The sequence below is a fragment of the Pseudomonas sp. sp1636 genome, from assembly GCF_030376615.1.
Lineage (GTDB): Bacteria > Pseudomonadota > Gammaproteobacteria > Pseudomonadales > Pseudomonadaceae > Aquipseudomonas.
In genome coordinates this window covers 332,827-352,059 of the sequence record NZ_JARRAB010000002.1, presented here as the reverse complement: position 1 = coordinate 352,059, position 19,233 = coordinate 332,827, and the positions used below count along the sequence as shown (strand labels likewise).

The 19,233-nt window shown below is 62.3% G+C and carries 18 protein-coding genes and 1 pseudogene; 9 read left to right on the top strand and 10 right to left on the bottom strand.

Features of this window, described 5'->3' with window-relative positions; genetic code table 11:
* The first annotated feature begins 407 nt into the window (after positions 1-407).
* Both P8H27_RS03415 and P8H27_RS03410 read left to right on the top strand, forming a co-directional pair.
* Positions 408-1,757, top strand: coding sequence for an NCS2 family permease (locus tag P8H27_RS03415; RefSeq protein ID WP_289635205.1), 1,350 nt, complete (start codon positions 408-410; stop codon positions 1,755-1,757).
* 147 nt (positions 1,758-1,904) lie between these two features.
* Positions 1,905-2,531 (top strand): LysE family translocator, encoded by a 627-nt coding sequence (locus tag P8H27_RS03410; RefSeq protein ID WP_289635204.1) that lies wholly within the window; start codon positions 1,905-1,907, stop codon positions 2,529-2,531.
* Between the two features lie 24 nt (positions 2,532-2,555).
* Here the strand turns inward: P8H27_RS03410 and prmB are convergent, their stop codons facing one another.
* Positions 2,556-3,476 carry a 50S ribosomal protein L3 N(5)-glutamine methyltransferase gene (gene prmB / locus P8H27_RS03405; protein ID WP_289635203.1) on the bottom strand — a complete coding sequence of 307 codons (921 nt, stop codon included), beginning with the start codon at positions 3,474-3,476 and terminating at the stop codon, positions 2,556-2,558.
* A 178-nt stretch (positions 3,477-3,654) separates the two neighbouring features.
* On the opposite strand from prmB, the gene nhaD reads away from it, so the two are divergent.
* The 5 genes from nhaD to folE all read left to right on the top strand — a co-directional run bounded on the left by nhaD (position 3,655) and on the right by folE (position 7,591).
* Positions 3,655-4,944, top strand: a complete 1,290-nt coding sequence (nhaD, locus tag P8H27_RS03400) for a sodium:proton antiporter NhaD (RefSeq protein ID WP_289635202.1) — start codon at positions 3,655-3,657, stop codon at positions 4,942-4,944.
* 265 nt (positions 4,945-5,209) lie between these two features.
* Complete coding sequence (locus P8H27_RS03395) at positions 5,210-5,806, top strand: cysteine hydrolase family protein (RefSeq protein WP_289635201.1); 597 nt, start codon at positions 5,210-5,212, stop codon at positions 5,804-5,806.
* A gap of 127 nt (positions 5,807-5,933) precedes the next feature.
* On the top strand, positions 5,934-6,254 hold the full coding sequence (locus P8H27_RS03390; protein ID WP_289635200.1) for a hypothetical protein: 321 nt from the start codon (positions 5,934-5,936) through the stop codon (positions 6,252-6,254).
* Between the two features lie 132 nt (positions 6,255-6,386).
* Positions 6,387-6,962, top strand: a complete 576-nt coding sequence (locus P8H27_RS03385; RefSeq protein WP_289635199.1) for a Smr/MutS family protein — start codon at positions 6,387-6,389, stop codon at positions 6,960-6,962.
* 80 nt (positions 6,963-7,042) lie between these two features.
* The gene (gene folE, locus P8H27_RS03380) at positions 7,043-7,591 is read left to right on the top strand and encodes a GTP cyclohydrolase I FolE (protein ID WP_289635198.1); all 549 of its coding nucleotides are present in this window, start codon (positions 7,043-7,045) and stop codon (positions 7,589-7,591) included.
* Between the two features lie 61 nt (positions 7,592-7,652).
* Here the strand turns inward: folE and P8H27_RS03375 are convergent.
* Positions 7,653-7,949 (bottom strand): annotated as a pseudogene (locus tag P8H27_RS03375) (transglutaminase domain-containing protein); the annotation flags it as partial.
* A gap of 166 nt (positions 7,950-8,115) precedes the next feature.
* Here P8H27_RS03375 and P8H27_RS03370 point away from each other — a divergent pair.
* Both P8H27_RS03370 and P8H27_RS03365 read left to right on the top strand, forming a co-directional pair.
* On the top strand, positions 8,116-10,563 hold the full coding sequence (locus tag P8H27_RS03370) for an acyl-CoA dehydrogenase (RefSeq protein WP_289635197.1): 2,448 nt from the start codon (positions 8,116-8,118) through the stop codon (positions 10,561-10,563).
* Between the two features lie 171 nt (positions 10,564-10,734).
* Complete coding sequence (locus tag P8H27_RS03365) at positions 10,735-11,145, top strand: PA2817 family protein (RefSeq protein WP_289635196.1); 411 nt, start codon at positions 10,735-10,737, stop codon at positions 11,143-11,145.
* A 101-nt stretch (positions 11,146-11,246) separates the two neighbouring features.
* Here the strand turns inward: P8H27_RS03365 and P8H27_RS03360 are convergent, their stop codons facing one another.
* The 8 genes from P8H27_RS03360 to nosZ all read right to left on the bottom strand — a co-directional run bounded on the left by P8H27_RS03360 (position 11,247) and on the right by nosZ (position 19,228).
* Positions 11,247-11,444 carry a hypothetical protein gene (locus P8H27_RS03360; protein WP_289635195.1) on the bottom strand — a complete coding sequence of 66 codons (198 nt, stop codon included), beginning with the start codon at positions 11,442-11,444 and terminating at the stop codon, positions 11,247-11,249.
* A complete protein-coding gene (locus P8H27_RS03355) occupies positions 11,438-12,328 on the bottom strand; it encodes a U32 family peptidase (protein WP_289635194.1) in 891 nt (296 codons plus the stop codon). The genes P8H27_RS03360 and P8H27_RS03355 overlap by 7 nt, the downstream gene beginning before the upstream one ends.
* A 10-nt stretch (positions 12,329-12,338) precedes the next feature.
* Positions 12,339-13,334: a peptidase U32 family protein gene (locus tag P8H27_RS03350; RefSeq protein ID WP_289635193.1), complete on the bottom strand. Its 996-nt coding sequence runs from the start codon at positions 13,332-13,334 to the stop codon at positions 12,339-12,341.
* A 205-nt stretch (positions 13,335-13,539) separates the two neighbouring features.
* Entirely contained in the window at positions 13,540-14,112 is a 573-nt protein-coding gene (locus tag P8H27_RS03345) for a nitrous oxide reductase accessory protein NosL (protein ID WP_289635192.1), read from the bottom strand.
* A gap of 28 nt (positions 14,113-14,140) precedes the next feature.
* Positions 14,141-14,968: an ABC transporter permease gene (locus P8H27_RS03340; RefSeq protein WP_289635191.1), complete on the bottom strand. Its 828-nt coding sequence runs from the start codon at positions 14,966-14,968 to the stop codon at positions 14,141-14,143.
* Positions 14,965-15,891: an ABC transporter ATP-binding protein gene (locus P8H27_RS03335; RefSeq protein ID WP_289635190.1), complete on the bottom strand. Its 927-nt coding sequence runs from the start codon at positions 15,889-15,891 to the stop codon at positions 14,965-14,967. The genes P8H27_RS03340 and P8H27_RS03335 overlap by 4 nt, the downstream gene beginning before the upstream one ends.
* Positions 15,888-17,210 carry a nitrous oxide reductase family maturation protein NosD gene (locus P8H27_RS03330; RefSeq protein ID WP_289635189.1) on the bottom strand — a complete coding sequence of 441 codons (1,323 nt, stop codon included), beginning with the start codon at positions 17,208-17,210 and terminating at the stop codon, positions 15,888-15,890. Before P8H27_RS03330 ends, P8H27_RS03335 begins: the two co-directional genes overlap by 4 nt.
* A gap of 104 nt (positions 17,211-17,314) precedes the next feature.
* The gene (gene nosZ / locus P8H27_RS03325) at positions 17,315-19,228 is read right to left on the bottom strand and encodes a TAT-dependent nitrous-oxide reductase (protein WP_289635188.1); all 1,914 of its coding nucleotides are present in this window, start codon (positions 19,226-19,228) and stop codon (positions 17,315-17,317) included.
* Positions 19,229-19,233 lie beyond the last annotated feature (5 nt).

Here is a 19,233-nt window from a genome sequence, read left to right as displayed (position 1 = left end):
TGATTTCTTATAAGAAGTGCTTCCACTGCCGACAAAACAGCTTAAAGCGCCATTGACGGTGCTTATAGCTGCGCCGAAAACGCTCACGGCGACTACCGCAACTCTTTGACAGCTCAGCATAAGCACATGTTTTAAATAGACTTTATATGAATCGAGACAAGCAATTCTTACCTTGGAAGCGACGCGACCCATTTACCAGCAGTCACAGGGCACCTCAACGATACAAACAAAACAATATTTGCTTTTTTTGTATACAACAGCATAATCGCGTCAGTGTAGCTTCCTGACCTTTCGGTCAATAACCAAGCCAGTGAGCACACCTAACGCGCCACCTACCTCAGAGAATCGAACCGTGCGCAGCATAGATTCTGGGTGGTACACAACAAGAGAGATGAGGAGTACCCACTGTGGAAAGCGCTAAACAAGAACAACATGCGACTCACGCCCTAGGGCTGGCGAAGACCGGCTTGCTCGACCGCTTCTTCAAGCTGACCGAACATCGCACCAACATCAAAACCGAACTGCTGGCGGGCCTGACGACCTTTGTCACCATGGCCTACATCATCTTCGTCAACCCCAGCATCATGGCCAGCGCCGGAGTCGATCATGGCGCCGCCTTCGTCGCCACCTGTATCGGTGCGGCACTGGGCTGCTTCCTCATGGGCCTGTACGCCAACTGGCCGGTCGGCCTGGCGCCCGGCATGGGTCTGAATGCCTTCTTCACCTATACCGTGGTCGGCGAGATGGGCTATAGCTGGCAGATTGCACTGGGCGCGGTGTTCCTCTCCGGCATCCTGTTCATGATCATGAGCCTGTCGAGGATTCGCGAGTGGTTGCTTAACAGCATCCCCATGAGCCTGCGCTTCGCCATGGGCGCCGGGGTCGGTTTGTTCCTCGGCCTGATCGGCCTGAAAACCGCCGGCATCGTCGTCGACAGCCCGGCCACCCTGCTGACCATGGGCTCATTCGGCGAGCCCACCGCACTGCTGGCCGCGGTGTGCTTTCTGCTGATCGCCGTACTCAGTCACCGCAACCTGTTCGGCGCCATCCTGTTCAGCATGCTCGGGGTCACTGCAGTGGGCTGGGCCATGGGGCTGGTCGAGTACAACGGCCTGGTGTCGATGCCGCCAAGCCTGGCGCCAACCTTCCTGGCCATGGATATCGCCGGCGCTCTGAACCTGAGCATGGTCAGCGTCATCTTGTCGTTCCTCTTCGTCAACATGTTCGACACCGCCGGCACCCTGATGGGCGTGGCGCACCGCGCCAACCTGATCGACGACGATGGCAAGATCAAAGACCTGTCGAGAGCCCTGAAGGCCGACAGCACCTCCAGCGTGATCGGCGCCATGGTCGGCTGCCCGCCGGTGACCAGCTATGTGGAGAGCGCCTCGGGCGTGGCCGCTGGCGGCCGTACCGGCCTGACCGCCGTCACCGTCGGCGTGCTGTTCCTCACCGCGATGTTCTTCGCCCCGCTGGCCGGGATGATTCCGGCTTATGCCACCGCTGGCGCGCTGATCTATGTGGCGATGCTGATGATGAGCGGCATGGCGCATATCGACTGGGAGGATCTCACCGACACCATCCCGGCGATCGTTACCGTGGTGATGATGCCGCTGACCTTCTCCATCGCCAACGGCATTGCCCTGGGCTTCCTGACCTACGCCACGCTGAAGCTGCTGACGGGTCAACGCGACAAGGTTTCCATCAGCCTGTATGTGTTGTGCCTCATATTTATCGCCAAGTTCGCCTTCCTGTAACGGCCACAACTACGCTTGCCCATGCCGCGTTGAAACCAGGCCTGGCCAGCGCTCGCTACGTTGCCAAAGCACGGTTAGGCTGATTTGGGCAATACCAAGCCTCAGCGTTTCGACGCTGGGGCTTTTCCGTATGAAGGAGTGCATGCAATGAGTCTGGAAACCTGGCTGCTGTTCAGCAGCGCCGCACTGATCGTGATCCTGATCCCCGGGCCGCTGTCGCTGTTGATGGTCAGCAACAGCCTCAACTACGGCCTGCGCCGCTCGCTACCGGGGTTTCTCGGCGGGGTATCGGCCTCGATCGGCCTGCTCAGCGCCTCGGCCCTCGGCCTGGGCGCCCTGCTGCTGGCCTCGGAGCAACTGTTTAGCCTACTGAAAATCGTCGGCGCGCTCTACCTGTTCTACCTCGCCTGGCAGAGCTGGCAGGCCTCGCGCCAGGCCGCCAGGCCGGTCAGCGCCGAGGAGCAGCCGATCAATCCGGGGTTCCCCGCGATGTTCTGGAAGGCCTTCGGCCTGGGCGCGAGCAACCCCAAGGACATTCTGTTCTTTGCCGCCTTCCTGCCGCAGTTCATCAGTGCCGAGCGAGCGCTGCTGGGCCAACTGCTGGTGATGGTCGCCAGCTGGGCAGTGCTCGACCTGAGCTGCAAGCTGTTCTACGGCCTCAGCGCCCGTGGCGCGGCGCGCTACCTGCGCTCGGGCAAGGGCCAGGTGTGGTTCAACCGGGTTAGCGCAGCCCTGTTTGGCGGTGCCGGTGCGGCCTCGTTACTCAGCCGCTGAGGGCCACACGCAGCCGCCGCGCCCTCAGCCGTTCAAGCGCTGGCGAAACAACGCCTGATGTTCGCGGCACTGCTGGGCCGCCAGCAGGAACACGCCGTGGCCGCCACGCTCGAACTCGAGCCAGGTGAAGTCCACTTCCGGATACAAGGCGGCGACATGCACCTGGCTGTTGCCGACCTCGACGATTAGCAAACCCTTTTCATGCAGATGGTCGGCGGCTTCGGCCAGCATGCGCCGCACCAGATCCAGGCCATCTTCGCCACACGCCAGGCCCAGCGCCGGTTCATGCCGGTATTCGGCCGGCATGTCGGCGAAATCCTCGGCATCGACGTAGGGCGGGTTGGACACGATCAAATCGAAGCGCTGCCCCGGCAATCCGGCAAAGCCATCGCCCTGCACGGTGTAGACGCGTTCATCCAGCTGGTGCCGCTCGATGTTCTGGTTGGCCACCTCCAGCGCCTCATACGACAGATCCGCCAACACCACCTCGGCCTCGGGAAACTCGTAAGCACAGGCGATACCGATGCAACCGGAGCCGCTGCACAAGTCGAGAATTCGCGCCGGTTCCATCGGCAGCCAGGGGCGGAAATGCCGTTCGATCAATTCGGCAATCGGTGAGCGAGGAATCAGCACGCGCTCATCGACCACGAATGGCAGGCCACAGAACCAGGCCTCGCCCAACAGGTAGGCGGTCGGCACCCGCTCCTCGATGCGCCGCTTGAGCAAGGCTTGCAGGTGCGCGTGTTCCTCATCCTCCAGGCGGCAATCGAGGTAGCCGTCGGCGATCTGCCAGGGCAGATGCACGGCCCCCAGCACCAGCTGGCGCGCCTCGTCCCAAGCATTGTCGCTGCCATGGCCGAAAAACAGCTGTTCACGGTTGAAACAGCTGACGGCCCAGCGGATGTAATCACGCAGGGTACGTAAACGAGTAGGCGCTGCAGTCACGAGAATCTCTCCGGGCAAAAGTTGGCGCAGTTTAGCCGAAGCGTCCGAGCATGACGTATGGCCGCAAATAAATACCGCGCGGCCCATGCGACCCCGTGTCGCAGCGCCAGGCGCTCCGATATAATTCGTAACGATTTCTTAACCCTTCCCAATCCCTTCCTTCCGAGATCCGCCCCAAATGACCATAGAACCCTTCTCGCTCACGGGCTTGCTCGTGCTGGCGATATTCCTGCTGGGCATGACGCTTATCGTTTTTGAAGCACAACTGGAGATGGATAAATTCAAGCCGGCCATGTTCATGATGTCCGGTTTGATCGTCATCGGCGCCCACTACGCCATCAACGACCCCAACGGCTTCCAGTACTTCCTCCACGCCCAAAGCGAGACCAAGGAAGAACTGTTCGGCCTGATCGCCTTCATGGCGTTCATGTGGATGGTGGTGGAATTGCTCAACGAGCGGAACGTGTTCACCGCGCTCAATGGCTACCTGATGCGCAAGGGCCTCGGCGCCAAAGGCATGTTCTGGGCCACCGGCGCCCTGTCGGCGCTGCTCTCGCCATTCCTCAACAACATCACCACCGCGATGATTTTCGGCAACACCGTGAAAAACATCTCGGCCCACCAGCGTTACACCCACATTGCACTGTGCAATGTCGTGGTGGCTTCCAATTCCGGGGTGTGGTTTCTAGGCACCTCGACCAGCCTGATGGTGGTGCTGGCCGGCAAAATCAGCATCGCCGGGCTGCTGCTATTGATTCCCTCGGCACTGATTGGCTGGCTGCTGTTCGCCGCCACCCTGCACCTGTTCTACCTGCGCCAACTCGATGGCGAACGCCTGATCCATATGGCGGATCAAGCGGAAACCGCACTCAAGCCCGGCGGCGCCGGCCTGGCCATCGTCGGCTTCTTCGCCGTAGTGGGGGCGGTGCTGTGCAATATCCTGCTGAAAGTCAGCATCGAGTTTGCCATCGGCATCGGCCTGGGTTTCGTCGCCCTGTACGCCTGGCTGCTGATGCGCCGCGGCATCGAACTGCCCTGGCAGGATCAACTGCAGAAGGTCGAATGGAACGCCCTGCTGTTCTTTATCGGCATCATCACCTCGGTTGCCTGCCTCAACCATGTCGGCTGGCTGACCTATATCTCGCAACTGTTCGAGGTGATGAGCCCGAGCGGAGTTAACGTGATTCTTGGCATCATTTCCGGGGTCATGGATAACGTGCCGGTCGAAGCCGCCGCCCTGATGTCCAACCCGCAGCTGGGCCTCGATCAGTGGGCACTGAACGCCTTGATGGTCGGGGTGGGCGGCTCGCTGACCGTGGTCGGCTCGGCCGCCGGGGTCATGGCCATGTCGCTGGACAAGAGCTACAGCTTTGGCGTGCACCTGCGGTTCCTGCCGGCCATTCTGGTCAACTTCTTCGGCTCACTGGGCGTCTGGTACCTGCAATTCCAGGTATTGGGCCTCTATTGACCGCGCGGCGCCCGGCGTCTGCCGGGCGCTCCCCCACGCGGCTACTGCCGCGGTGCGTGCAAGGGCGGCTGATTCGGCTCGTGCCTGAGCTCGCAAAACACCGTCCTGGCCACCGCCAGGACGAACAGCCGCCAGAAATGCGCGGCAGCCAGCACACGTTCATAAGCGACTGCCTTTGTGCAAGGCGACGCGCCGAAGAGGTTCACAGCAGCGCCGCACAAGCGGACAATGAGCGATGTCGTCCGCGTCAGCGAGGAGTTCTGTCATGTCTTATCCACAAACCCTATTCCAGCTCACCGGGCGCAGCCATGCACCGGCCACCCTGGGCAATGCAACCCTGCTGATCATCGATGTCCAGGAGGAATACCGCAGCGGCGTGCTGCAACTGCCGGGACTGGACGCGGCACTCGCGGAGATCACCAAACTACTGAGCGCCGCGCGCAACACCGGCGCCGCTATCGTTCACATCAAACATCTGGGCATCCCCGGCGGCCTGCTCGACCCCCGCGGCCCACGCGGTCAACATCTGCCGGAGGTAGCGCCGCTGCCCGGCGAAATCGTGGTGGAAAAACGCCTGCCCAATGCCTTCTCCGGCACCGATCTGCATGACCAGTTGCAAGCGCTTGGCCATCTGGACCTGATCGTCTGCGGCTTCATGACCCACTCGAGCATCAGCACCACGGTGCGCGCCACCAAGGACTATGGCTACCGCTGCACGGTAGTCGATGCGGCCTGCGCCACCCGCGACCTGCCGACCCCGGACGGCAAGATCATCAGCGCCGCCGACATGCATCGCGCGGAGATCATTGCCCTGGCGGACAACTTCGCCACAGTGGTGGCGCAAGCCAGCGCCCTGATCTGAAGCTCTGCTTTGAGCCGGACGGTGAGCGACCCGCGAGCAGGTCGCATTACCCCGCACGCCAGGCGCCTGCCGGGAACCACCACAGCGTCTGCCGGTCATACCGCCGATACCCACTGAGGAAGTCGGAATGAAGTTATCCGATGGTTTCGATGCTCGCCGCCTGCGCCCACGCGGGCCAGGCAACTGGCGCATGCGCTTCGCGGCCATACTGGCAGCGCTGTTTGCCGCCGCTGGCGTGCTCCTGGCGATGGCCGGAGCAGCCAGTTTGCTCGGCCGCGCACCGACACTTGGCGCCCTCAACGATTCGACCGGCGCGGCCGCCGTACTGCTGGTACTCGGCCTGCTGCTGCTGTGGAGCGGCATCGGGGCATGGCGCATGTGCCGGCGCCGCCTGCGTCGCCCCAGCGAGCTGAGCATGGCCCCGCACCTGATGAAGAAACGCGACTGAGCCTTCTCCTCGATCAGGCAGCACGAAAACCTCAGCGCAACGCCAGCAGCGGCCGCCAGGGGTCGCAGTAGCCGAGAGTTTTTTCACAAGCTCTCAGCCTTGGTTACACTAGCGGCCTTCGCGGAGGCCCAGATGCAAGACGACAGCAGAGAAGATAACGACAGCGCCCTGTTCAAAGCCGAGTTGCGTGGCGTCAAGCCGATCAAGCACGACCGCGCCGATACCGGCAAAGCCAAGCCCGACCGCAAACAGTTGGCCAGCCTGCGCCAGGCGGCAAGCGTGCGCGTGGATGCGCTCAAAGTCGACGGGCTGTCCGATCAGTTCGTCATCGACGTAGGCGCCGAAGACCCGCTCTACTGGGCCGCCAACGGCGTGCAGGAAGGCCAGATGCGCAAGCTCAAACTCGGCCAGATCGGCTTCGATGGCAGCCTCGACCTGCACGGCATGACGGTGGAGAAAGCCCGCGACACCCTGTGGGAGTTCCTCGCCGAAGCCAACAAACTGGAAGTACGCTGCGTGCGCATCACCCACGGCAAGGCGGTACGCATGGATGGGCGTAAACCTATGATCAAAAGCCACGTCAACACCTGGCTGCGCCAGCACCCGCAGGTGCTCGGCTTCAGCTCCTGCGTGGCCAAGCATGGCGGCACCGGTGCGGTTTATGTGATGCTCAAGCGCACCATGATGGATGGCCGCGACGAGTGGTAGCAGACGCCTGGTTGCCAGCCTGAAACTCTCCCCCTACCCTGCGCGCTAGCGTATTAGCCCCGAATGCCACAGGAAGATCCATGTCCCTGGAACAAAATTACACCGCGATTCTTGGCCAACTAGGCGAGGACGCGTCCCGCGAAGGCCTGCTCGACACCCCCAAGCGTGCGGCCAAAGCCATGCAGTATCTCTGCCGCGGTTATCAGCAGACCCTGGAAGAAGTCACCAACGACGCGCTGTTCAGCTCCGACAACAGCGAAATGGTGCTGGTCAAGCACATCGAGCTGTATTCGCTGTGCGAGCACCACCTGCTGCCGTTCATCGGCAAGGCCCACGTCGCTTATATCCCCAACGGCAAGGTGCTCGGCCTGTCCAAGGTCGCGCGGATCGTCGACATGTACGCCCGCCGCCTGCAGATCCAGGAGAACCTCAGCCGGCAGATCGCCGAAGCCATCCAGCAAGTCACCGGCGCCCTTGGCGTGGCCGTGGTGATCGAAGCCCAGCACATGTGCATGATGATGCGCGGCGTGGAAAAGCAGAACTCCTCGATGGTCACCTCGGTGATGCTCGGCGAATTCCGCGACAACGCCGCCACCCGCAGCGAATTTCTCAGCCTGATCAAGAACTGACCGACACCACTCCATGAGAAGCCTGACGGGCAGCACTCATTCCGTCGGGCGCGTGCCTGTGCCCCTGCAGGTATAACTCGGTATAACCGTGCATGGCGAACACCTCGCTGCGCAGCAACGCCAGCAACCGCGGGCTGGCCAGGTGGTTGCGCATACCGGCCAGACCGATCCGTGCGGGGATCCCGCAATGCCGCGCACGGGCCGCCAACAGCGCGGCTTTCGGTACGCAGTAGCTCTCGCCGCTGAGTAGCGCATGGCTGCCTTTCAGGGTTAGCGGGTCGCGACTGCCGCCGCGCGACGTTTCAGCGAACTCAATCAGCGCCGGGTGGTCACTGTCGCTGCAGCGGCCGGGTTGCAAATATTCTTATCGCTATTTCTCCTAACGGAAACCCAGCCTAACGACGCCGCTCGAGCGCATGTCGCGACAATCCGGCCAAGCTTGCCGCCCTTGTCGCCATTTTTGTGTGGATGGCGGCTAAACTCAGCAGCAGTTCTTTCCCACTCGTCGTCATGGAGGATTTGGCATGCTCGCTATCTGGTTGCTCGTTCTGGCCGCTGGCACGGCCTACTTGGCCCATCGCCGCAGCGCAGCGCTGCCCGCTCTCGGCATGATTGCCGGGTACCTGGTTCTCATGGGCCTATTCAGTCACGCCCCGACCTGGCTTTTGAGCGTTTTCTGGCTGTTGCTCCTGATGGTGGCGCTACCGCTGGCGCTGCCGGAGCAACGGCGAAAGCTGTTCAGCGCCCCCATGTTTGCTTGGTTTCAGCGGGTACTGCCGCCCATGTCGGCCACCGAGCGCGATGCCATCGAAGCCGGCAGCGTCTGGTGGGACGGCGAACTGTTCAGCGGCCGCCCGGACTGGGACAAACTGCTGGCCTACCCCAAGGCGCAATTGAGCGAGGAGGAGCAAGCCTTTCTCGACGGCCCCACCGAAGAACTCTGCGCCATGGTCAGCGACTGGCAGATCGGCCAGCAGATGGACTTACCCGCCAAGGCCTGGGAGCACATCAAGCAGCACGGCTTCTTCGCCCTGATCATCCCCAAGGAATACGGCGGCAAAGGCTTTTCCGCCTATGCCCACTCCCAGGTGGCGATGAAACTGGCCACCCGTAGCGGCGACCTGGCCTCCACCGTGATGGTGCCCAACTCCCTCGGCCCGGCAGAATTGCTGCTGCACTACGGCACCGACGAGCAACGCCAGCACTACCTGCCGCGCCTGGCCCGCGGCGATGACATCCCCTGCTTCGCCCTCACCGGCCCGCTGGCCGGCTCCGATGCCGGAGCCATGCCCGACACCGGGATCGTCTGCAAAGGCCAGTGGCAAGGCGAGGAAGTGCTCGGCCTGCGCCTGACCTGGGAAAAACGCTACATCACCCTCGGCCCGGTCGCGACCCTGCTCGGCCTGGCCTTCAAAGCCTACGACCCCGATCACTTGCTCGGCGAGCAAGAAGACCTCGGCATCAGCCTGGCCCTGGTGCCCACCGACACCCCCGGCGTAGAAATCGGCCGCCGCCACCTGCCTCTCGGCGCCGCCTTCATGAATGGCCCCAATGCGGGGAAGGACGTGTTCATTCCCCTGGACTACCTGATCGGCGGCCAGGACATGCTCGGCAAAGGCTGGATGATGCTGATGAACTGCCTATCGGTCGGCCGTTCCATCTCCCTCCCGGCGGTGGGTACCGGAGCGGCCAAGTTCACCAGCCTGGTCACCGGCCAGTACAGCCAGATACGCGAACAGTTCAACGTACCGCTGGCGGCCTTCGAGGGCATCCAGGAGGCCCTGGCGCGCATCGGCGGCAACGCCTGGCTGATGGACAGCGCGCGTATCCTCACCGCCAACGCGGTGGATCTGGGCGAAAAACCCTCGGTGCTCTCGGCAATCCTCAAGTACCACCTGACCGAGCGCGGCCGCGAGTGCATCAGCCACGCCATGGACGTGCATGGCGGCAAGGGCATCATCATGGGCCCCAACAACTACCTGGCGCGCTCCTGGCAAGGCGCACCGATCTTCATCACCGTGGAAGGCGCCAACATCCTCTCGCGCAACCTGATGATCTTCGGCCAGGGCGCCATTCGCTGCCACCCCTACGTACTCAAGGAGATGGCCCTGGCCGGCCGTGAAGACCAAAAACAGGCACTGCTCGAGTTCGACCAACTGTTGCTGCAACACATCGGCTTCGCCGTGGGCAACGCCGCCAGCAGCCTGCTGCTCAGCCTCGGTCTGGGCGGGTTCGGCGAAGTGCCAGGCGACAACCTCAGCCGTCCCTACTTCCGTGCGCTGAATCGCCTGGCGGCCGCCTTCGCCCTGCTTGCCGACCTGAGCATGATGCTGCTGGGCGGCGAACTGAAACGCCGCGAGCGGCTATCCGCACGTCTGGGCGACGTGCTCAGCCATCTGTACCTGGCCTCGGCGGCGCTCAAGCGCTACCACGACCTGGATTACCCGGCGCATTCACGCCCGCTGCTGGGCTGGGCCATGGAGGAAAGCCTGGGCCACGCCGAGCAGGCGCTGGATGAACTGCTCAGCAACTTCCCGAACAAACTGCTCGGTTGCGCCTTGCGCGTACTGGTCTTCCCCTTCGGCCGCCGCCACAAAGGCCCAAGCGACGCACAGGATGCCCAGGTCGCCGAGATCATCGGCCGCAACAGCGGCGATCCGGCCCTGGAAGAGCTGCTCGCCGGTTGCTACCGGCCACAGGCGGAGAACGACCCGGTGACCGCCCTGCAGCAGGCGATGGATCTGCTGCAAAGCGTGCAACCCCTGCAGAAAAAACTGCACCAGGCAGTCAAGAACGGCCAACTGCAGGAGACGCCAGGACAGAGCCTGATCGACGCCGCAGCCAGCGCCGGCATCCTCACCACAGAAGAAGCACAGAGCCTGCACCAGGCCGAAGCGGCGCGCCGCGTGGTGATCGACGTCGACGACTTCGCCAAGGAGGAGCTGAAACTCGGCCGCGGCAAGGTGCGCTAGAGTCACTGACTTAGCGCCATGCTTCCGCCGGCGGTGCCGTGCGCAGCAATGGTGGCGGTGGCGCACGGTGCGCCCCTCCCCCGGCCAAGCGCAGTAGTTGTTCGCGGCCAGGGACAGTGGGCACGCCGGGCCTTATACTGGCGCGCCCGTTTTACCTACAGGACTTTTCTCATGGCCAACGCCCACCTCGACCACCACCTCGCCCTGCTCGCCCATCTGCGCAGCATTCTGGTTGCCCTGGGCGAAGCCGAGCAGATTCTCGACGACAGCCACGCCATGTACCTGGAACGCTATGACGAATTGCTCGCCGATCTGCCGAACGATCCGGAAGCCAGCCTCTACCTCGGCCAGGATCTGATCAGCCAGATCTTCCAGCGCTACCCGCAAATCGCTCATCTGGTGCCGCGCGACCTGTTGTGGTTCTTCGGTGGCGACTGCTTGCACTTCATGCCCGACGAAGAAATCGAGATGTACCAGACCCTGGAAGAGCACCGCTTCAAAGCCCTGGAAAACGACGAACCCTTCGACTGGCATCAGGAAAAACAATTGCTGGCCATGCCGACTCAAGCCAGCAAGCACTAAACCCGAACGGCGAACGACAAAAGCCCGTACATCATCAGCGGCGGGCGTTCTTCGGCCATGTAGCAGTTATGCATTGAACCCGAGCGCCGCCTGTAGCGGCTTCAACCGCGAATCGTGCGGGTGATCACATCCGCCGGTGTCTCGCGGACGATGCGCAGGCCGCTGCGATCGAGGGCGATGCACCAGGCCAGGCCCAGGTCGCTGGCGTCCAGGCGCCTCCAACGGCCCTGCAGCAGGTCGAAGTCGCCATCGGCCAGCGGTTCGCCCACGCGCAGGGCCAGGCGGGTCAGTTTCAGCATAAGCCAGCCTCCTCGGCGCCGAGCATGCCGGGACGGCCATACCAGTAGCCGTTGCAGCCTTCCACCGCCAGCGGCGGCAGCGCGCCCTGGCGCACCGCGTGGTAGGCCTGGATCACCTCGGCCATGCCTTCGGCACGCGGACTGAGGCGCAACAGGTCGGCGCCGACGTTCTGCAGTTGCGGATAATCGGCCAGCAGGTTGTTGACCTTGGCCGACATGGTCTGGATGCCGTTGATGGTAAACAGCGCCTCGCCTTCCTGGCTGAGCAGCGGAATGCCTTCGGGATAATTCTGACAGCAGAGCTGGCAGTCATCCTTGGGCCGGTTCTCCGCGCGGGCGGTAAAGCAGCGCGCCGAATAGGCCAGAGGCAGGTGGCCGTAGGCGAACAGCTCGACCTGCGGCCGGCTTAGGCCGAGACTGTCAAGCTGCTCCAGGCTGTCCTGGATCAGCGCACCGGAGCACTCCACCGGCGGCACCCAGCGCTGCATGCCGCAGTCGATCAGCTCCGCCAGGGCATGGCCGTTGTAAACGTTCAGCGCCGGCCCGGCGACGAAGGGCAGCTTGCGCTCGCTGAGGAACTGCACCGCGCCCATGTCGTTGGCTTCCACCAGCAATTCGCCGTTGTCGCACAGGCGCTTGAGACTGGACAGCTCGGAGGCCGCCTCGACCAGCGTCAGGCCGGAGATCACCAGTTCGGCCGTGCTGCCGCCGCGCAGGTCGCGGGCCAGCCCCAGCCACTCGCCGAGACCGAAGGCGCGACGCTTGGAGCACACGGTTTCGCCGAGGTAGATGACATCCAGCGGCTGCTCGAGCATCTCGGCGTAAAAGTTCAGCAGCTTTTCCCGTGTCCAGTAGAACAGTACCGGGCCTAAACTGAGTTTCATCGATGACTCCTCACTGCCAAGAACGGTGGTAGGCGCCCAGGGTGGTCTGGCTACCCTCGGACAACGTCGACAACGCGCTGCGCCACTGCGGCTGCACACTGAAGCTCTGCGGCGCACGCGCATAGGCATCCAGCGCGGCGCGCCAAACCCGGGTGACCTGCTCGGCGTAGGCCGGGCTGCGTTGGCGGCCTTCGATCTTCACCGCCTCGATGCCTATGGCGGCCAGTTGCGGAATCAGGTCGAGGGTATTGAGGCTAGTCGGCTCCTCCAGGGCATGGAAGCGCTGGCCATTGACCAGGAAGCGGCCCTTGCACAGGGTCGGGTAGCCGGCCGGCTCGTCCTTGGCATAGCGGTCGATCAGCACGCCATTGAGCCGCGAGCTGAGGCCTTCGGCATCTTCCTGCCAGCGCACCGCCTTGGCCGGCGAGCACACGCCGCACAGGTTGGGCGACTCGCCCGTCAGGTAGGACGACAGGTGGCAGCGTCCCTCGGCCATGATGCACAGGCTGCCGAAGGCAAAAACTTCCAGCGCCACCTTGCTCTTCTCCGCCACCTGGCGCACCTGGGCCAGCGACAGCACGCGGGGCAGCACGGCGCGGCGGATGTTGTAGCGCTGCTGGTAGAAGCTCAGGGCAGCGGCGTTGGTCGCCGAGCCCTGCACCGAGAGGTGCAGGTTGAGATCCGGATGGCGCTTGCTGGCATAGGCCAGCACGCCGGGGTCGGCTGCGAGCAGCGCATTCACGCCCAGCTCGGCGGCGTGATCCACCGCGCGCTGCCAGCGCTGCCAACCGCCCGGCTTGGCGTAAGTATTGACCGCCACAAAGAGTTGGCGGCCTTCCTTGCGGATCAGCTCCAGGCCGGTTTGCAGCTGCTTCTCATCCAGATTGAGGCCAGCGAAGTGGCGTGCGTTGGTGTCATCGCGAAAACCAACATAGATGGCATCGGCGCCTTGGCGGACGGCGGCCTTGAGGGCAGGCAGGCTGCCGGCTGGGCAAACAAGTTGCATGGGTTCCCCTCCGGGACGAAACACCCTTGGGGCAATGGAATCTGCCCCGAAGCTTAGTGAGGTTGTAAGAACACCCCAAAAACACCCGTTCCCTCAGCACCCGCTGCACTTTTTCGAAGTGGCCGGGCATCTGTTGAGGTGTGGTTATTTCGGGGGGTTAAAGTTGTGTTGGCCGCCCTATAGCGCATATAGGGCTGTGGAAGGCTCAGTGCCCTGCTTGTGCGCTCTGTGCATCGCCGGGCATCTGCCCGCGTATGCCGCCATGCTGCATGCTCGCCGCTTTCTGCAGCAACGCCTGATCGAGGTCGTCGAAACGCAGCACACGGCCGCCATGCTCCTCGGCAAAGCGCTGAGCCGTCTGCTCGTTGGCGAAGGGTGCCAGGGGGGCACCCATGGCAACCTTGAGTGACGTACCGACCACGTAGTAGGCGCTGGTTGCATCGATCAGGTGGCTGTCGTCCGGGTGCTCCCAGACGTTGCGGCCCATGTCGTGTACGTAGAGCTTGGCGTCGAGCAGGCGGTTCTCCGGCTGCAGCCACCAACCGAGCATTTCGGCGGTGGAGCAGAACTTCTTCACCCCACCCTTCTCCACCGCCTGCCCCTTGGGGCCGGGGAAGTCCGCGAGGATCATGCCGCAGACGTGACATTCGTCGCTGTCGTGGAAAGCCACCGGGTCGAGCGATTGTTTAACCTCCTCGCTTTCGCCACAGCCGGCCAGACCAAGAACCAGCAGCAGGGCGAAGACGCTGCTGGCACCAATGCGATACAAAGCGTTCATAGCGTGATTTCCTTATATTTCGTGAAAGTCAGGTCAGACGACGACGGAAGACGCCATAGGCCAGCAGCAGCGATACTCCGACCCAAGCCAGCAGGCACAGCCAGAGCACCGCGCCAGGCACCGGCAGCTCGCTGCCCAGCGACAGCACGCTCATGGCGCTGCCGCCCTCGAAGCCGGACAGATTGATCAGCCGGAAGATGTCGGTGGGGTTGAGCAGGAGCAGCCAGGGCAGCAGCTCGGGGCTGAACTTGCCCTCGCTAAGCACCAGCAGAGCCAGCAGCAGCAAATCGAACACCAGCACGAAGAAGAACCAGATGCCCAGCGCCAGGCCGGCGGCACTGGACTTCTCGTTGACCTTGCCGCTGAGCACGTAGGCAAACGCCAGGAACACCCAGCCCAGCAGCGTCGAGGAAATCATGAAGCGAGCGAAGGCCCAGAGCAGCAGACCCAGTTCGATGTCATCGACCAGCACGGCGATGGCCAGTGCGGCGCCGCCGAAACCGATCAGCACGGCGAGGGCGAGAATCAGCCCATGCCCGAGGAACTTGCCGAGCAGAATCTCGCCACGCCCCAGCGGGTAGGTCAGCAGCAACATCAGGGTGCCGCCCTCGTCCTCGCCGACGATGGCGTCATAGGCCAGCAGCAGCGCGATCAACGGCATCAGAAAGGTAGCCAGGCTCGCCAGGCTGGCAATGGTCGCCGGGGTCGAGGTAAACCCCACCTGCCCCGAAGCGGCCGCGCCGAGCCAGGCGATGCCCACCGCCAGCATCGCGAACAATAAGCTGATGGCCAGCAACCAACGGTTGCGCAGGCCGTCGCTGAGTTCCTTGCGGGCGATATTCCAAACCTGATTCATACTCGACCCTCCGCCGCCGGAACATCGCCGGCGCGTTCCATGTAGTAGCGATACAGGTCTTCCAGCGAAGGCTGGTGGATTTCCACGTCGTCCGGCTCGCTTTCCCCCAGCAGTTCACGCAACAGCGGCAGCTTGTGGCCGTTGATGGCGACCACCTCGACAGCATCCTCACCGTACCGCCTCGCCGAGTGACCCGCCGTGTTCCAGCGCTCCAGCCAGGATTCGCTCTGGCTGACGCCGTTGGCACGGATGCGCACCGGCAAACCGGCCTCACTGCGCAGCTGCTCGATGCTGCCGATGGCCTGCAGGCGGCCCTTGGCGAGAATCGCCGCGCGGTTGATGTGCGCCTCCACGCCGGGCAGCACGTGGGAGCAGAGAATGACGCTGGTGCCGCTCTGGCGCAGGCGATCGATCAGCAGGTACAGATCCTGGGTGGCGATGGGGTCGAGGCCGACCGTCGGCTCGTCGAGCAGCAACAGGCGCGGCTCGCCGAGCACCGCCTGGGCCAGGCCGAGGCGCTGACGCATGCCCTTGGAATAGGTTTTGACCCGGCGATCCACGGCGTGACCAAGACCGACCTGCTCGAGCAGGTCGTCGACCTGACTCGGCGGCGTGCTTTTCAGGCGAGCGAAGTGCCGCAACGTCTCGCGACCGCTGAGCTGCGAATAGAACGTCACATTCTCCGGCAGATAGCCCAACTGGCGGCGGACATCGCTGGCCCGTGGGTCGCGCCCGAGCACCTGAACCCGCCCCTCGCTGGCTTGCAGCAGGCCAAGGATCAGTTTCATGGTCGTGGTCTTGCCGGCGCCGTTGTGGCCGAACAGGCCCAGCACCTCCCCTTCGCCCAGGTTCAAGTTCAAATCATGCAACACGGTCATGTTGCCGTAACTATGGCTTACGCCCTGGATCGCTACGGCACTCATGAGCTGAGCTCCTGCGTTATGTTCACCCGCGGCCCTGCTTCCAGCACCTCGGTAGGCAGCTTCATCAACGGGTGGCTGTCCTGTACCCCCGGCGACTTGATCACCGGGAACGCACGCTGCACCCAACGCAGCACCTCGATGCTCGGGCTGTTCAGCAGCAGGCGCACCTGCGGGTACAGCCACAGGAGGCGGTCGATATTGTCGTTGGGCTCGTAGGCGATATCGCCCAAGCCGTCGTCGTCGCGATCCCAGCCCAGGTAGTCGCTCCAGTAGTTGCCGCGCCCATCGACCGACCACTCCTGCGTACGAGTGGCCACGTACTTGACCTGCTGCTGGTTGCCGACAAAGGCGTTACCCGAGATACGGTTGTCTTCCGAACCGGCGGTCAGATGGATACCCAAAGTGCTGTTCTGGAAATGATTGTTTTCAATCGCGTTGAATAGCGAGTTGTAGATAAATAATGCCTTGCCTTGGTTGCCCCTGATTTCCCCTCCGGCATCGGTAGTCGCCGCCCTGATATCGGTGACCAGGTTATTCTCCAGAGTCGAATAGGTGATGTTGTTCATCAGAATCCCGTAACCCTGATCCTCGCGGGATCGGTTGCCGACAACCGTCAGCATGCGGCTCTGCATGAGTGCATAGCCGGTGCGGGTGCGGTAGGTACGATTGTTTAACAACTGATTGTTTTGCGAGTACATGTAATGCACGCCATAACGCAGGTCGTGCAGGGTGTTATTTTCCAAAACATTGCGATTGGAGTTGTCTATGTAAATGCCATCCCGGGTATGACTGACTTCGTTCCCCGAGACGAGCGCGCCGGTGGCCTGGAACAAGTGAATCCCGTTACCACGATCCTGCGAGCGCACGCTGTCATCGCCTCGAATCCGGTTGTCCAGAATGCGCACATTACTGGCTGCATCGGAAAATATGCCGAACCCGGCACTGTCAATGCGGTTGCCTCGGACAAGCGTTCCGTCAGCATCGGGTCGGATGAAGATCCCGGCATCCATCTCGGTAAGGTTGCGACCTGTATTGCGGATCGAGCAGCCTTCCAGCGTGACGCCAGCCGCGGCGATTTCCAGCGCGTTGCCTTGGCCCTGCGCATCGAAAACGGCTCCGGCTGCGCAACGTAAATGCATCGGCCGGGCGATGATGAATTGACCGGAATACTCCCCGGCCGGAAGCAACCATTGGTTGTTGCTAGCGGGCTCCAAAGGCAATTCTGTAATGGCTTGCGGCTGCGCCGTGGCGCAACTGGAAAGAATGAGTAATAACCCGGTTGCCTGGTGACAATAGGGTCTGACTGTCGAAAGTTTCATTAACGCCTCATTATGGTCCAGACAATTTGTTTCACTGGAACATCTCCCCGGAAACGCCGGGGAGTGCAGGGTTGAAGCACATCGTCCATTGCAGTGCGGCGCGATTACGCCGGCTCGACAATCATCCGCCCGTTCATTTCCATGTGCAGCGCATGGCAGAAGAAGTTGCAGTAGTACCAGAACACACCTACCCCTTCCGGCTTGAAGGTGATGGAGGACGTCTGTTGCGGACCGATTGCCATGGTTACGCCTTGGTTGACGATGCAGAAGCCATGGGTCAGGTCTTCGATCTTGTCGATATTGGTGATGGTGATGGTGACTTCATCGCCCTGCTTGACGGTGAACTCGTTGATGCCGTAGCTGGGCGCCATCGACACCATGTAGACCCTGACCTTGTTGCCGACACGGATAATCTTGTTATCGGTCTCCAGGTTGATGCCGTCTTTCTCGGCCATCTTCACGGTTTCGGCGAAGTAGGGATCGTTTCGATCCCAGATCTTCTTGGGGTGAATCTGATCACGGCGAGCCATGGTGCAGTCGTGCGGCTCTGCGTAGGCTGGGCCGTCGTGCACAAGCTTCATTTCATCGCCGGAGATATCGATCAGCTGATCGTTCTCCGGATGCAGCGGGCCAACCGGCAGGAACCGGTCTTTGGAGAACTTGCTCAACACCACCAACCATTGACCATCCGCCTCGCTGGACTCGGTCAGCGTGGCATGGTTGTGCCCGGGCTGATAATGCACATCGAGCTTCTGCTTGATGTAGTTAACTTTCTCGCCGTTATAGGCGCGGATGGCTTCTTCTATGTTCCACTTGGCCACCTGGCTGTCGATGAACAGCGTGGTGTAGGCATTGCCACGGCCGTCGAAGGTGGTGTGCAGCGGGCCCAGGCCCAGTTCCGGCTCCCCAACCACTACATCACGCTCGTTTTTTAGTTTGCCGGCAAACAGCTCATCCAACAGCGCGGTCGAGATGATGGTGCAAGTTGGCGACAACTTGCCGGCGGCGATGAAATACTTGCCGTCCGGCGACATGTTGCAGCCGTGCGGGTTCTTCGGTACGGGGATATAACGGGTGGTGTTGGTGTCACCAATCTTCGCCTTGCGGCCTTCGACCACGGGCACCTTGCTGTCGCCCAAGGCTACGAACTTGCCATCGCTGATGGCTTTCTCAATCGCCGGGATATTGAATACCACGACCCAGTCGCGCTCGTTGCGCATGCTGCCGCCCAGATCCAACGCCTTCTCGGAGTTGTAGCAGGTAGAGGCGGCGTACTTGCCGGTGTAGTCGGCGTCGCAGTTGTCCAGGTTGCCGTCGACAATGACCTGGAAGGCCACTTCCATAGATTCGGCATCGATGGCGTTGAACACGGTAAAGCTGTCTTCAGAGTCCAGCGCGATATTCAGGCCGTCGTTTGGGTGCGGAATAATAAATTCGGCGTTGCAGAACACGTACTTGGTATACGGCACCTTCTGCAGACGCAGGCCGTGCACGGCCTGCGCATTGGGCACGGTGACGATCTTGTCGGTCATCATGACATCCAGACGGATACGTGCGACGCGGCTGCAGGCCTTGTCGTTGATGAACAGGTACTTGCCGTCATGCTTGCCGTCGGTCAATGACAGGTGTGGGTGGTGGCAGTCGCCAATCATCCATTTGCCACTGTCGCCCAGCACACGTTTACTTTCGTTGGTGAGGCCATAACCGGTGGCCGGGTCGAGGTTGAACACAGGAATCCGGATGATTTCGCGCATGGACGGCACACCCATTACGCGCACTTCGCCCTGGTGGCCGCCGCTCCAGAACCCGTAGTAGGTGTCCAGCTCGCCGGGGCCGACGTGGGTCTTGGACTGGGGGTTCTTCACTGCCGCCGCCCAGGTTTCGCGGCTCATCACCGCGCCACCCAATGCCGTGGCAGCAACCGCCGCACCGGTCGCCGCCGTCGCACCCAGAAAGCCGCGGCGACTCAGGCCGTTTTTTTCCAGTAATTCAGGGTTGCCTTTTGCCTTGTCGCTCATGCTCT